10 protein-coding genes and 1 pseudogene are annotated in these 13,927 nt (G+C 64.1%); 1 reads left to right on the top strand and 10 read right to left on the bottom strand.

Annotated elements, in window-relative coordinates; translation table 11 throughout:
* Nucleotides 1-5: 5 nt before the first annotated feature.
* The gene (locus ACOZKU_RS18725; protein ID WP_421580141.1) at nt 6-2,018 is read right to left on the bottom strand and encodes a putative bifunctional diguanylate cyclase/phosphodiesterase; all 2,013 of its coding nucleotides are present in this window, start codon (nt 2,016-2,018) and stop codon (nt 6-8) included.
* A gap of 552 nt (nt 2,019-2,570) precedes the next feature.
* On the opposite strand from ACOZKU_RS18725, the gene ACOZKU_RS18720 reads away from it, so the two are divergent.
* On the top strand, nt 2,571-3,377 hold the full coding sequence (locus ACOZKU_RS18720) for an alpha/beta fold hydrolase (RefSeq protein ID WP_421580140.1): 807 nt from the start codon (nt 2,571-2,573) through the stop codon (nt 3,375-3,377).
* On the opposite strand, the pseudogene ACOZKU_RS18715 reads toward ACOZKU_RS18720, so the two are convergent.
* The 9 genes and pseudogenes from ACOZKU_RS18715 to ACOZKU_RS18675 all read right to left on the bottom strand — a co-directional run.
* Nucleotides 3,374-3,826: pseudogene (locus ACOZKU_RS18715) on the bottom strand (GMC oxidoreductase); the annotation flags it as partial. The gene ACOZKU_RS18720 and the pseudogene ACOZKU_RS18715 sit on opposite strands and share 4 nt — an antisense overlap.
* On the bottom strand, nt 3,742-5,271 hold the full coding sequence (locus tag ACOZKU_RS18710) for an FGGY-family carbohydrate kinase (protein ID WP_421580139.1): 1,530 nt from the start codon (nt 5,269-5,271) through the stop codon (nt 3,742-3,744). The gene ACOZKU_RS18710 and the pseudogene ACOZKU_RS18715, both read right to left, overlap by 85 nt.
* A gap of 79 nt (nt 5,272-5,350) precedes the next feature.
* Nucleotides 5,351-6,193 carry a class I fructose-bisphosphate aldolase gene (locus ACOZKU_RS18705; protein ID WP_421580138.1) on the bottom strand — a complete coding sequence of 281 codons (843 nt, stop codon included), beginning with the start codon at nt 6,191-6,193 and terminating at the stop codon, nt 5,351-5,353.
* Entirely contained in the window at nt 6,166-7,911 is a 1,746-nt protein-coding gene (locus tag ACOZKU_RS18700; RefSeq protein ID WP_421580137.1) for a glycerol-3-phosphate dehydrogenase/oxidase, read from the bottom strand. The genes ACOZKU_RS18705 and ACOZKU_RS18700 overlap by 28 nt, the downstream gene beginning before the upstream one ends.
* A 12-nt stretch (nt 7,912-7,923) precedes the next feature.
* Nucleotides 7,924-8,919, bottom strand: coding sequence for an aldo/keto reductase (locus ACOZKU_RS18695; RefSeq protein ID WP_421580136.1), 996 nt, complete (start codon nt 8,917-8,919; stop codon nt 7,924-7,926).
* Nucleotides 8,916-9,914, bottom strand: coding sequence for a sugar-binding transcriptional regulator (locus ACOZKU_RS18690; RefSeq protein ID WP_421580135.1), 999 nt, complete (start codon nt 9,912-9,914; stop codon nt 8,916-8,918). The genes ACOZKU_RS18695 and ACOZKU_RS18690 overlap by 4 nt, the downstream gene beginning before the upstream one ends.
* Before the next feature lies 1 nt (nt 9,915).
* Nucleotides 9,916-10,905, bottom strand: coding sequence for an ABC transporter permease (locus ACOZKU_RS18685; protein WP_421580134.1), 990 nt, complete (start codon nt 10,903-10,905; stop codon nt 9,916-9,918).
* A 22-nt stretch (nt 10,906-10,927) separates the two neighbouring features.
* Nucleotides 10,928-12,454: a sugar ABC transporter ATP-binding protein gene (locus tag ACOZKU_RS18680; protein WP_421580133.1), complete on the bottom strand. Its 1,527-nt coding sequence runs from the start codon at nt 12,452-12,454 to the stop codon at nt 10,928-10,930.
* Nucleotides 12,455-12,520: 66 nt separating this feature from the next.
* Nucleotides 12,521-13,549: a substrate-binding domain-containing protein gene (locus ACOZKU_RS18675; RefSeq protein ID WP_314088991.1), complete on the bottom strand. Its 1,029-nt coding sequence runs from the start codon at nt 13,547-13,549 to the stop codon at nt 12,521-12,523.
* Nucleotides 13,550-13,927 lie beyond the last annotated feature (378 nt).

The raw sequence follows: 13,927 nt of genomic DNA, 5'->3' as shown, positions 1-13,927 counted from the left end.
ATGCCCTAAGCAACGTCGGCGCGACGCAAGGGGATAACGGTGCCCGCAACGCCCGGCAGGAAAGGCTCCGGCCGCCCGAGGAAATAGCCCTGCGCATAGTCGACGCCGATCGTCTTCAGGGCGGCGAGAATCTCGGCATTCTCCACGAACTCGGCAATCGTCTTGCGCCCGGCGAGATGCGAGATCTGGTTGATCATCTCGACCGTCATCCAGTCCGCCTTGTCGGTCAGCATGTCGCGCACGAAGCTGCCGTCTATTTTCACGTAGTCGACCGGCAGGCGCTTGAGGTAGGTGAGCGACGACATGCCGACGCCGAAATCGTCGAGCGCGAAACGGCAGCCCATGGCGCGCATGGCGTTCATGAAGGCGATGGCCTCGTCGAGATTCTCGATGGCGCTGGTCTCGGTGATCTCGAAGCAGAGCATATCAGCCGGCACGCGGCTGCGGCGCAGCATCTCGCGCAGGAAGGGCAGGAACGTGTCGTCCTTCAGCGTCAGGCCGCTGAGATTGATTGAATACGTAGATGAGGCGGCTCCGGTTCGCCGGCTGATGATGTCGAGCGCGTGACGCACCACCCAGCGGTCGAGGGCCGGCATCAGGCCGAACCGCTCGGCCGCCGGAATGAAGGCGCCGGGCGCCAGAAGCTTGCCGCCTTCTTCCAGACGCAGCAGAATTTCGCAGTGCTCGGCCGGTGCGCCGCTGCCGTCGATGGTGGCGATTTTCTGCGAGAACAGCCTGAAACTGTCTTCCTCCAGCGCGCGGTGCAGGCGCTGCACCCAGTTGAGATTGGCGGCAAACTGGGTCTGCGCCGCATCCGTCGTCTCGAAGACATGCACGCGGTTGCGGCCCTTTTCCTTGGCCATATAGCAGGCGATATCGGCCGCCCTGAGCGCCTCCTGCAGCGTGTAGCTGCGCCCGGCTAGATGGACGACGCCGATGCTGGCGCTGATCGAATAGCGGTGGCCGTTCCAGACGAAATCGATCGCCTCGGCAATCTCACGCAGCCTGAGGCCGATGCGCAGCGCATCCTCCGGCGCGCAGTCCGGCAGGATGATGCCGAATTCGTCGCCGCCCAGCCGCGCCAGCAGATCCGTGCCGCGGATCGCCTTGTCCAGATCGTGCGAGATGCGGCGCAGCAGCGCGTCGCCGGCTGCGTGCCCCCCGTTATCGTTGACGGCCTTGAACTGGTCGAGGTCGATGAACATCAAGGCGTGGCGGCTGCCGGGCTCCGCCAGCGCGCGCGTCAGCCGCTCCTCGAAGAGCCGACGGTTTGGAAGACCCGTGAGGTCATCATGGTTGGCCGTGTGGGAAAGCTGTTCCTCGATGGCGTGGCGATGCGCCAGGAAACTGTTCAACCGCCAGACGGTCAGGAGGATGAAGACGAGCGCCATGACGGCATTGCTGACGAAGAGCACCGTCTGCACCTGCCGCGTGCCCTCCCCCAGCCGGTCCGAGAAGCGCTTCGTCAGCGGCGTCACCAGCGCATTGATCTCGTCGAGCTGGCGGATGATATCGCGCCGGTCGTTCTCGTTGATGTGGCGGGACGTATCGATGCTCTCGCCAATCGGCAGGAGTTGCAACAGCACGCCTTCGGCTGTGCGCCAGTCGCGGATGCAGGCCTCCATGACGGGCAGCCAGCGGAAATAGCGGAACAGCCATATGACGTTTGGAATGTCGTCGGGATGGTTGCCGCCGGCCAGAAAGCCTTCGAAGGCAGCGTCGACATCGGGCGGATCGGCCTCGAGCGCCAGCCGTGCCGCGCGGTCGCCCAGCGGCACCGCCATGGCCTGGTGATAGCGCGCGACGAAGGACCGGTTGCCGGATTCGGCATACCGGTTGAGATAGTAGAGCGCATCATGCTGGCCTTTCGACCACAGGCTTTCGCCGCTGACGAACGCCCGCAACGACGACGTGACCTGAAGGCTGAACGTGGCAAGTGCCGTCTGGAGAAGGACGATGAGAACGAAAGGCCAGGCGACGGCGACGAGGCGCAGCGTTGTCTTGCGAGACCTCGTCATGCAAGACCCCGGCTCTGCGGGTATATGACTGCGATGCTACAGGCTGTCTGTCTTCGCCTCGTCCCGTTTGCCGTCATCCCGCCCGCTCGTCGCATATGCGCATCCCTGCCCGTGACATTGCCCGAAAATCCGGACATCGCATCATCACATCGGCAGCAGGAATTGGAACACAAGAGCGTAATGAAAATGCTAATACAACCACTAGATTGCATTTTATCGCTCCATTTAGAACGCGTCATTTTCGGACAGCGCCGGGAGCAGGCAAAAAAAATGGGCCAGCGAAATCGCGGCCCATTGAAGTGTGAAGGTTAAAAAACCTCCAGAGGGGAACAGCTGATGCGGCGGCACTGGGAGGAAAACCGCCGTGTGCATCAACTGCGTGCACTATGCCCAGTTTTTGACCGGATGGAAAACATTTATTGTGCAATGCAGCTATGCAAATGCCGCGCTGCTCGCGGGAGGGGTTCGCGACTGCCCCGTGCAGATTTTTAGCGAATGATGTCGTAGGACGACCGGGCCCCGCGTCCTTGACAAAAGCAGCAGGAGAGACCGATGCAGACGACTGACGACGACCTCATCGCTTTCGAACGGGACGGCGCGCCGCCGCTGCCGCCGCCGCGCGTGCAAAGCCATGTCGAACACGATGGCGCGCGGATCTGGCACGCCGTCTTCGGCACCGGGCCGGCTGTCGTCCTGCTGCATGGCGGTCTCGGCCATGCCGGCAACTGGGGCAACCAGGTGCCGGCTCTTGTTGCGGCCGGCAGGACGGTTATCGTCATCGACAGCCGCGGCCATGGCCGCAGCACGCGCGATGCCCGGCCGTTCAGCTACGGCCGGATGGCCGGCGATGTGCTGACGGTGATGAACCATCTCGGCATCGACAAGGCCAGCCTCGTCGGCTGGAGCGACGGCGCCTGCACGGCGCTGATCCTGGCCGACCGGCATCCGGAACGCGTCAGCGGCGTCTTCTTCTTCGCCTGCAACATGGACCCGAGCGGCACGTTCGAATTCCAGCCGACGCCCGTGCTCGACCGCTGCTTCCTCCGGCACCGGCTGGATTATCAGGCCCTGTCCGCGACGCCGGACACCTTCGACACCTTCGTGGCGGACGTCTCGCTGATGATGCAGACCGAGCCGAACTACACTGCCGAGGATCTTGCCGGGATCACGGTTCCCGTCGCCATCGTGCTCGGCGAGCATGACGAGTTCATCCGCCCGGAACACGCGGCCTATCTGGCCGCAACTATTCCACGTGCCACGCTCACCACCCTGCCCGGTGTCAGCCATTTCGCCCCGCTGCAACGGCCGGCGCTCTTCAACGATGCCGTCCTGCGCTTCCTCGGCCAGATCGGCGGCTAGGCCCGCGCGAGCATCGCTTCGGCCGCCTTTTCCGCGATCATGATCACGGGCGAGTTGGTGTTGCCGGAAACGATGGTCGGCATGATCGAGGCATCGACGACACGCAACCGGTCAAGCCCGTGCACGCGCAGCTTCGCATCGACCACCGCCATCGGGTCGCTGCCCATCTTGCATGTACCAACCGGGTGGAAGATCGTCGTGGCGATATCGCCGGCGCGGCGGATCAGCTCGTCCTCACTCTGGTATTCGCGGCCGGGCAGCATCTCTTCAGGGCGGAATTTCGCGATCGCTTTGGCCCGCATGAGGCTGCGGGCATGGCGAATGGACTTGGCGGCGAGCATCCGGTCGCCCGGGGTCGGATGGTTCACGCTGCAACTCCCGTTGCCATCTTTTCCGAAGCCGCAAGCCGCCGCCAGAGCGGCGTCATGGCTTCGGCGATATCGATGTAAAGCGCGTAGCGCCGCGCATAATGCGCGGCAAGGCCGGCATTCGGCTTATAGTGCCGCTCCGTGCGCACCATGGCTTTAGCGCCTTCCGTGAAATCGGCGAAGAGGCCGACGCCCGTGCCGGCCGCAATCGCCGCACCGAGCGCCCCCGTCTCACGCGATGCGGCAACCGAGACCGGCACACCGAGCACATCCGCAAAGATCTGCGGCCAGAGCTTGCTGCGCGAACCGCCGCCCGACAGCACCGCCTCCTCGAAGGTCGCGCCCGCCTTGCGGATCGTCTCGACATGCTGGCGATGGCCGAAGGCGACGCCCTCCAGCAGGGCGCGGATCAGGTGGCCCTTGGTGTGCCAGCCCGCCATGCCGTAAAAACCCGCCCGTGCATGGCCATCCTGCTGGGCGCCGTAGAGATAGGGATGGTAAAGCGGATCGTCCGCTGCAGGCTCCACGGCCGCCGCAAGCGCGCAACAGGCATCGAAGGGCGAGACCTCGGCGTGGTGATCGCCCTCGAAGAACTCCCGCACCAGCCATTCGAGATTGGCCGCCGAGGTGGCGCTGTTTTCCATCGCCATATAGCGGCTGCGGTCGAAGGTGGAGGACATGAAGACCGGGCCTTTCAGGTCCGGGCCGTCGATGATCACCTGGTTGATGCTCCACGTGCCGGCGATGATCGAGGCGCTGCCCGTGCGCGAAACACCGGAGCCGAGCGCCGAGGCGACGACATCGAAGAGACCGCCGACCACGGGCGTGCCGGCGGCAAGGCCGGTTTCCACCGCCACGGCCTCCGTCACATGCCCGGCAATGTCGGCGCTTTCGATCAGCGGCGGCAGGAGGTCCATGCAATCGCCGAGACCATAGGCCTCCATCAGCGTCCTGTCATAGCGGCGGGCGGCCAAATCGAGCAGGCCCGCACCGGACATGTCCGAGACCTCGCTGACGCGCTTTCCCGTCAGGCGGTTCACGACGAAATCCTTGGAATAGAACACCGTGCCGATACGCTTGAAAACATCGGGCCTGAAGCGCTTCAGCCAGGCGAGCAGCGTCGGCGTCTGGGCCGGCCAGGGGCGCTGGCGGGCGATCGGATAGGTGCGGTCGCCTACGCCTTCGGCCAGCCATTCCTCGACCAGACCGGTGGCGCGCGTATCGATCGACTGGATGCCGATCAGCGGGGCGCCATCCCGGTCGAGCGCATAGAGCCCGTTGCCGTGGCCGGCGCAGCCGATCGCGGCGATATCGCCGGCCGCGATGCCTGCCTTGTCGAGGCAGGTGCGGATGACACGTTTCGCATTGGCCCAGAGCTCGCCGAGATCGCGCTCGACATGGCCGGGCTGCGGCATGCGGCTATGCCCCTCCTCCCCGGCATGGGCGAGTTCACGGCCCTCGAGATCGAAGATGACGGCCTTGATGACCGTGTTGCCCGCATCGAGCCCCAGAAGATATTTTTGCATAGAGAACCCCTCCCAGGTTCAGTTCGCTCGCGCGCTTGCGGGACATCGCCTCGTGGTTGTCCCGCAAGCGTCAGGCATCTCATCCCTGCTGATAGAGCGCGTAGGCCTCCTCGCCGCTCGCGTCCCTGTGGATGATCGCCATCAGCCCGCGCACCACGGCGCTCGGATTGGCGTGCTGGTAGATGTTGCGCCCATAGACCATGCCCATTGCGCCCTGCTGCATCAAGGCGGCAGATTTCGAAAAGACCGCGGACAAGTCTTCCTTGCCGCCGCCGCGCACCAGAACCGGGCAGCGCGCCGCCTCGACGACGCGGTGGAAATCCTCGGCATGGGCCGTCGGGTCGGCCTTGACGATATCGGCGCCCATTTCGCGGGCAAGCCGCGTCAGGGTGACGATCTTGTCGGCATCGCCATCGACCATGTAGCCGCCGCGCTCGGTGACGGGCTGCATGACCAGCGGCTCGATCATCAGCGGCATGCCGTATTTCTCGCAATCGGTCCGCACGCGCGCGATGTTCTGCACGCATTGGCGGAAGAGGTCCGGCTCGTCCGGCAGCATGAAGAGGTTCACGACCACGCAGGCCGCATCCATCTGCAAGGCGCCGATCAGCGGCTCGGCCTCGTTCTGTAGCACCGCCCACATGGCGCGATGGCGGATACGGTTATAGGGGTTGCCCATGTCGATGCGCATGACGAGCGCCGGCTTGTCCTTGCCAGGAAGGTCCTGCAACAGGTCGGCCTGGCCGTAGTTCATCTGGATCGCATCTGGTCCGGCATCGACCAGCGCCTTCACCACCGCCGGAACGTTTTCCAGCCCGTCGAGGAAGGACGGCTCGTTGCACACACCGTGGTCGATCGCCACGTCAAGGCAACGGCCGTTGCCGAACAGCCGGTTCATCCGGACTTTGCGGTTGTCTCGCATAGTTCACTCCTGTGTTCATTCCGTGCGGAAAGGGTTTGTTCGGTAACGCCGTAGCGTTCATCCATGAGATTGAGGAAACGGCTGCGCTCTTCGTCTGCCTCTTGCGCAGACCAGCCTTTTTCGGTGGCGAGCAGATTCAGCGCCGCCTCGGCCATGGCAAGCGACAGATCGCCCGAGATCGCCAGCGTCGTTCGGCGGAGCAGCAGGTCGTCCAGATGCTCGACCGCCTCGGCGCGGACGAGGTACTGAAGCTCCCGCGCGCTGTAGAGCGCATGCGGCAGCGGATGGTCCGGTTTCACCGCGATGAAGCGGGCGATGTCCTCGGCTTCCGTGCCATAGCGATCGAAGAGAACCGCAATGCGCGCGACGGGAAGGCCTGTCGATGCGGCGAGCTCGCGGACCCAGCGCTCCGGGTCTTTCGGGAAGACGCGCCCGCCGCCGATCGCCCGCTCCGCCGTATCGACACGGCGTGTCACGCCCAACTGGTCCAGCGCCATGTTGGCGGCGAGCTCACCGAAGGAGCGGAAGGTCGTCCATTTGCCGCCGATCATACACAGCACCGGCGGCCCGCCGTTCTTACCTTCCAGCACGGTGCAGAAATGGTCGCGCGGAATGCGGCCGGTAAAGCTGTCCTTGCTCGCCGGCAGTGGACGCACGCCGGCGAACTGGAAGACGATTTCTTCCGGCCTGATCGTGACGCCCGGCAGCACGAAGGCGAGCGATTGCAGGATGTAGTCGCGCTCGTCCGCCTCGCAGCGCACCGTGCCGGGATCGTCGACGCGGATATCCGTCGAGCCGACCAGCACCTTGCCGAGATAGGGGAACAGGATGCAGATGCGCCCGTCCTCGTTCTCGTAATAGATCATGTGGCCGTCGAGCATGTCTCGCAGCGCGGGATTGTCGATGATGAGGTGCGAACCCTTGGTGCCGCCCATCAGCGGTGCGGGCCGTGCCTCGTCCGCAAACAGCGTGCCGTTGGCAATGTCGATCCAGCCACCGGTGGCATTGATGATCAGACGCGGCTCGACAGGCAGCGCCTCGCCGGTGAGACCATCGCGCAAAAGATAGCCGCTGCCGTTGGCTTCCACGCTCGCATAGTTCAGCGCCCTGGCATTTGGGCCGGCCGACAGGCCATCGCGCAACAGCTCGATGCCGATGCGCTCGGGATGGCTGACCCAGGCGTCGTAATAGGTCGCGGAATTGCGGATCGACGAGTTGAGCGCCGGCCATTTCGACAGCGTCGCCCGGCGGCTGCGGAACTCGTGTTTCGGCATCAGCGCGCGCTTGCGCGTCAGGAAGTCGTAGATCCCGAGGCCCGCCTTGATGGCGATGGCGCCGCGGCGGCTCGGGCGGCGGGTGAGGCCCAGAAAGCGCACCACGCCATTGGCAAGACCGGAGAACGTATCGAAGATCGGCACCGTGGTCGCAAGCGGCGCGACATAGTGGGGCGCGTTGCGCAGCAGCCGATCGCGCTCGACGAGCGATTCCTTGACGAGGCTGAACTCGCCATTCTCAAGATAGCGCAGGCCGCCATGAACCATACGCGAGAGCGCCGCACTTGCGCCGGAGCAATAATCCGCCTGTTCGACGAGCAGCACGTTGACACCCTGCAGCGCCAGCTCGCGGAAGACGCTGAGCCCGTTGATGCCGCCGCCGAGGACGCAAACGTCCACCTTCGGGCTCTGGCGGAGCCCGTGCAATGTCTCTGTCCGGTTCATGATGACAGTCCGTTATCCGTCCATATTGGCCAGTTTTGCCGCGATGGCAGCGTCGATGGCCGCAAGATCGTCCGTGTCGAGCCGAAGCGTTCCGGCCCGTGCATTGTCGAGCGCCTGCGCCGGGTTTCGGGCGCCGCAGAGCGCAAAGGTCACGCCCGGCTGCGCCAGCGTCCAGGCGATCACCACCTGCGCGATGCTGGCGCTATGCCGTTCCGCCACCGGGCGGATCGCATCGGAGAAATCCTTCGCCTTCTGTCGGTTCGCAACGGAGAAGCGTGGATTGTCCTTGCGCTGGTCGTCGCCGGCGAAGACCCGATCCGGCCCGATGGTGCCGGAGAGCAGGCCGAGCGCCAGCGAGGAATAGCTGAGCGTCGCCACGTCGTCTTGAACAGTGAGCGGCAGCAGGTCCGCCTCGATCTCGCGATCGATCATGCTGAACCGCTCCTGGATCGCATCCAGCGACCCGGTCGAGATATATTGCTCCAGCTCCGAGCGGTTGACGTTGCTGGCGCCGATGGCGCGGATCTTTCCGGCCTTCTTCAGCTCTTCCAGCGCCGCGACGGTCTCCTCGATGGGGGTCGTCGGGTCCTGCCAATGGGTGATGTAGAGGTCGATATAGTCAGTGCCGAGCCGGCGTAGGCTTTCCTCGACCTCGTGGATGATCCCGTCGCGGCCGAGATAACGGTGGACCGGCTTGCCGTCCTGATCGAAGAAATGCTTGCCCTTCTGCGTGTGCCAGACGAGGCCGCATTTCGTGGCGATGACGGCCTTGTCGCGGCGGCCGGCAAGGGCTTTGCCGACGATTTCTTCCGACCGGCCGAGGCCGTAGGCGGGCGCTGTGTCGATCAGCGTCACGCCGGCATCGAGCGAGGCCTGGATGGCGGCGATGGATTCGGCCTCGTCCGTGCCCCCCCACATCCAGCCGCCGATGGCCCAGGTGCCGAGGCCGACGGCGGAGGCGATTACGCCGGAGCGCCCGATGGCGCGGGTCAATTGTTCGCCGCTCATGCGGAAAGTCCTTCTTCGGATGCCAGTTCGAGAATGCGCGCGCCGGTCGCCTCGTCGGTGACGAGCGTATCGAGATGGTTGCCGCGCAGCACGCTGAGGATGGAGCCGGCCTTGTTCAGGCCGCTCGCCACGCCGATCTTCGTCGGGATGGATTCGAACTCCTCGAGCGTCAGCGAGACGAGCGCGCGGTTGAGGGAATAGTCGCAGACCCGACCTTCGCCATCGAGCAAATGGGCGAGCAGTTCCGCACTCGCGCCGGAATGTTCGATGGCGTTGCGGTCCTCGCTGGAAGAGGGATGCAGGTCGTAATAGGTCGAATCCTGGCTGAGGATCGAGCCGATGCCGACCACCGCGACCTTCGCTTCGCGCGCCCGCTGGAAGACATCGGCGACGGAGCGCATATTGATCAGCATGGCGCGCTGCGCGGCATCGTCGGCAAAAAGCGGCGCGTGGATCTGCCAGGAGCGGCCGCCGAGCCGGTCGGCCATCAGCGTCGAGACGTGGTTGACGTCGGTATAGTGTTTGCCCTGCACGCAGCCCGTCGCCGGGATGACCTCGACATCGTAGCGGCGTGCGGCCTGCAGCCCGGCGACGACGGCGCTGACGCCCTTGCCGCCGGTAATGCAGATCGTATCGCCATCGGCGATCTCTTCGAGAAGCAGGCGTGCCGCCGCCTCTCCCACCGCCTGAAGGGCGGTCTGCGGATTGTCGGAGACGGTCGGCACCACCACCGCGCGGCTGAAGCCGCCGAGTGCGAGCAAGCGCTCCTCCAGATCGACCAGCGGCTCCATCGGCGACTTGATCTTGATCTCGACGAGGCCGAGCTGGCGGCCGCGCTTGATGAGGCGGTTGACGGTGGCATGCGACAGGCCGAGTTGATCAGCGATCTGCGCCTGCGTCAGGCCTTCCAGGAAGTGCAGGACGAGCGCCTGGTGCATCTGGCGGGCGATGACGATCTCTTCGCGCGGGGCGGGCTTCAGTTTGGCGATGGGCATGTCAGCTGGCCTTCCGCTTGTGCATGAAGTGATCGATGGAGACGGCGGCGAGCAGAATGCAACCCTTGATCATGTCCTGCCAATAGACGGAGACGTTGAGCAGGATGAGCGACGAGGTGACGAGCGACAGCAGCGCCATGCCGAGGATGGCACCGAGGACCGTGCCCGAACCGCCGCTGAGCGAGGCTCCGCCGATCACGGCAGCGGCGATGATGTTCAGCTCCATGCCGGCGCCGAAGGTGGGGGTGGCGGCACCGAAGCGGGACATGTAGATCACACCGGCCACGCCCGCGAGCGTCGAGCACAGCACCGTTACCCAGAATTTCACCTGGTTGGTCTTGATGCCGGAATAGAGCGCGGCCTTCTCGTTGCTGCCGGTGTAGAAGACCTTGCGAAAGGCGGTCGCCCGGCGCAGCAGGAAATCGAACAGGATGACGACGGCAACGAAGATCAGGATGACATAGGGAATGCCGTAGAAGGTGCCCTGCCCGACTTCCTTGAAGGCGGCCGGCAGCGTGAAGAGCGACAGCGGCGTGCCCTTGGTGATGATGAGGCAAAGGCCGCGCACGATCACCATGGCCGCCAGCGACGTGATGAAGTGATTGAGCCCCACGACCGTCACGAAGAAGCCCATGGCACCGCCGATGGCACTCGAGGCGAGAATGCCGATCAGCGAGGCCGTCCATGGATCGAGCCCGGCGAGGAAAAGCGAGCCCGACAGCACCATCGCGAAGCAGACGACGGAGCCGACGGCAAGATCGATGCCGCCGACGATGAGCAGGATCGTCATGCCGACGACGACGATGCCTTCGACCGAAAAGCTCATCAGCATGGCGCGGAAATTGCCGAGCGTGAGGAAATGCGGCGAGGCGAAGCTCATGATGATGCCGAGCGTCAGAATGATCGCGATCAGCCCGGCCTCGCGCATCGAGCCGATGCGCTTGAAAGACGATGTTTTCGGCGCAGCACCCGCCATCGTGTCGATTGCCATTTCCCGCTCTCCCAGTTTCTTCTCACGCGGCATGATCGGCCGCCCTCGCCGCGCCGAGCCCGGAGGCCAGACGGATCACGGCTTCTTCCGACATTTCGTCAGCTCCCAGTTCGCCTGCGATGCGTCCCTCCCGGACGACCAGCACACGATCGCAAAGGCCGAGCAGTTCCGGCATTTCCGAGGAGATGACGACGATGCCGATGCCCGAGCGCGCGAGTTCGCGCAGAAGGCGGTGAATTTCGGTCTTGGCGCCGACATCGATGCCGCGCGTCGGCTCATCCATCAGGATAACCTTCGGATTGACGGCCAGCTGCTTGGCGATCGCCACCTTCTGCTGGTTGCCACCCGACAGCGATTTGACCGGCGCTTCGACACCGCTCATGCGCAAGGCGAGGCGCTTGGCGAAATCCTCCGCCAGCGTCGCCTCTGCGCGGCCGTTCAAGAGGCCGGCGGCATTGGTCAGCGCCTTCAGGTCGAGCACGGAAATGTTCTGGGCGATCGACATGTCGAGAAATACGCCGGAGCCCTTGCGGTCTTCCGAGAGATAGACGACGCCCGCCTTCACCGCATCGGAATAGGACGAAATCGTCTGTGCTTTGCCGTGTAGTCGCACCGCGCCCGTTGTGCAGGGACGAAGACCGCAGATGCCTTCGGCGATCTCCGTGCGACCGGAGCCGATCAGGCCGCCGATGCCGAAGATTTCGCCTTTGCGTAAGCCAAAGCTGACATCGTGAAAGCGCGTGCCGTCGCCGATGCCATCGACCTCAAGGATCGTTTCGCCGGAGGCTTCATCCGCACCGAGCTTGTCCGGATAGAGCTGCGTAATCTCGCGGCCGACCATGCGGCGCACCACGTCGTCGGGCGTGATATCGGCGATGTTATCCGTGCAGACGTAGCGGCCGTCGCGGAACACGGTCACGCGGTCGCAAAGCGAAAAGATCTCGGCCATGCGGTGGCTGATATAGATGATCGAGATGCCGTTGGCCTTGAGGTCGCGAATGATCGAAAAGAGCTGCTGCGCCTCGGTTTCGGTGAGGGCTGCGGTCGGTTCGTCGAGGATCAGCACGCGGCAGTCGAGGGTCAGCGCCTTGGCGATCTCGACGAGCTGCTGGCTGGAAATCGGCAAGTCGGCGACCTTGCGGCGCACGTCGATGGCGGCGAGACGGTTCATCACGGCCTGCGCATCGCGCTCCAGCGCGCCATAATTCATGAAGGGCGAGCGACGGCGGTTGGTGGCCGCCATGAACATGTTTTCGGCGACCGTCGCATCCGGGCAGAGCGCGATTTCCTGGTGCACCAGGCCGATGCCGAGCGACTGGGCGACGGCGGGGGACGTTATGCGCACCGGCTGGCCATCGACGCGGATTTCGCCGTCGGTGGGCTGCAACACGCCGGCGATGATGTTCATCAGCGTCGACTTGCCGGCACCGTTCTCGCCGCAGAGCGCATGGACCTCGCCGCGTTCGAGCGTGAAGCCGACATCCGTCAACGCCTTCACCGCTCCGAAATGCTTGGTCACGCCATGAATGGTGAGCACCGGCTCCGCCATCGTCTTCCTCCTTCTCCTTTCGAGACCATCCGCGCCGCAAGGCGCGGATGGCGTTCGCTCGGGAGATTACTCCTCGATACCCTTGGTGCCGCGGCGCTTCAGGTACTTGTCCCAGTAGAAATCGTCGGCGTTTTCGGCCGTGACGATGGAGAGGCCGTTGTCGACGACCGGGATGCTCATCGGATTGAAGCCCGAGCGCTTGGCGTCGTTCATCGGGTCGATGAGTTCCGGATGCTTGGCAAGCCACAGCAGCATGAAGCCCATATAGCCCTGCATGCCCTGGTTCGGGTTGATCGAGCCGAAGACTTCGCCGGCCTTGATCATGTCGAGGATGTTGGCGTTGACGTCGGCGCACATCACGAGGACCTTGCCGCCGGCCTCCTTGTTGGCCTGTGCCGCACCGATTGCCGAGTTGGCTTCCGGCATGAAGACCGCACCGAGGTTCGGATTGGCCTGGATGAGGCTGGAAAGCCCCTGATAGGCCTTGGTCGGATCCTGGTTGGATGCCGCGCGGCCGACCAGCTTCATGTCCGGCCACTTCTCTTCCATGCGGGCGATGAAGGCGGCGATGCGCTTGTCGTGGTTGTCTTGGCCGGGGTTCTCGAGGACGGCATATTCGCCCTTGCCGCCCATTTTTTCGGCGATCGCGTCGGCCGCATAGGTGCCTTCGCGGGTATTGTCCGAGGTGATGAACGAGACGCGCTTGGAGAGCGGCGAGTCGGCGGCGAAGGTCACGACGGCCGTGCCCTGGTCGATGGCGCGGTTGATCGGCTCGATGAACGGATCGGAGTTCATCGGATGTACGAGAATGCCGGCCGGGTTTTGCGCGAGCGCCTGATCGAAGGTGGCGATCTGCTTGTTGACGTCATATTCCGGCGTGCCGGTATATTCCGTCTCGCAGCCCAGCTGCTGGCCGGCCTGCTTGAACATTTCATAGACCGGGAACCAGTATTCGACGCCCGAAACCATGACGTTCATGACGTATTTTTCGCCCGGCTTGCAGCGGAACGGATTTTCCGTCTCGGCGGCTGCGGCGCCGGCAAAAAGCGTGGTCGCAAGGACCGCCATGGCGGTCGTCGTGAAAAAAGTGCGCAAGTGTCCTCCTCGGGGCGCAAAGCCCCTCCCAAAAAGCCCGTGGGCGTCGGTTCGACGCCGCTGATCTCAGTGAAGACCGGGCCTCCTCCTCGAAGTCCGGTATGAGCACCTAAACGCAGGATGCATTGCGTGTCAATATAATTCACATAATGAAATATATTTCATGCGAAGGAGTGGAAATCAAGAGCACGCGATGAAATATCTTTCACACGAGAATAGCGCATAGCGCGTCCTACGCCAGCAAAAACCCTACCCGAACACGCGCAAGAACCGCCACAGAGCGCCCTGTGGCGGAAGTTCGACCGTATGCGGCCCCAGATGCAGAACCGGACAAAATCCACTCTACGCGCCTCAGCAGCCGAAAGGCGGCCACCTCCT

The organism is Shinella sp. M31 (assembly GCF_049199205.1).
Lineage (GTDB): Bacteria > Pseudomonadota > Alphaproteobacteria > Rhizobiales > Rhizobiaceae > Shinella.
This window is presented reverse-complemented; position numbering and strand designations above follow the sequence as displayed.

What these genes read in the sequence shown, in the direction of transcription:
- ACOZKU_RS18725 (WP_421580141.1), bottom strand. Translation starts at nt 2,018, where the DNA reads ATGACGAGGTCTCGCAAGACAACGCTGCGCCTCGTCGCCGTCGCCTGG.
- ACOZKU_RS18720 (WP_421580140.1), top strand. Translation starts at nt 2,571, where the DNA reads ATGCAGACGACTGACGACGACCTCATCGCTTTCGAACGGGACGGCGCG.
- ACOZKU_RS18710 (WP_421580139.1), bottom strand. Translation starts at nt 5,271, where the DNA reads ATGCAAAAATATCTTCTGGGGCTCGATGCGGGCAACACGGTCATCAAG.
- ACOZKU_RS18705 (WP_421580138.1), bottom strand. Translation starts at nt 6,193, where the DNA reads ATGCGAGACAACCGCAAAGTCCGGATGAACCGGCTGTTCGGCAACGGC.
- ACOZKU_RS18700 (WP_421580137.1), bottom strand. Translation starts at nt 7,911, where the DNA reads ATGAACCGGACAGAGACATTGCACGGGCTCCGCCAGAGCCCGAAGGTG.
- ACOZKU_RS18695 (WP_421580136.1), bottom strand. Translation starts at nt 8,919, where the DNA reads ATGAGCGGCGAACAATTGACCCGCGCCATCGGGCGCTCCGGCGTAATC.
- ACOZKU_RS18690 (WP_421580135.1), bottom strand. Translation starts at nt 9,914, where the DNA reads ATGCCCATCGCCAAACTGAAGCCCGCCCCGCGCGAAGAGATCGTCATC.
- ACOZKU_RS18685 (WP_421580134.1), bottom strand. Translation starts at nt 10,905, where the DNA reads ATGGCAATCGACACGATGGCGGGTGCTGCGCCGAAAACATCGTCTTTC.
- ACOZKU_RS18680 (WP_421580133.1), bottom strand. Translation starts at nt 12,454, where the DNA reads ATGGCGGAGCCGGTGCTCACCATTCATGGCGTGACCAAGCATTTCGGA.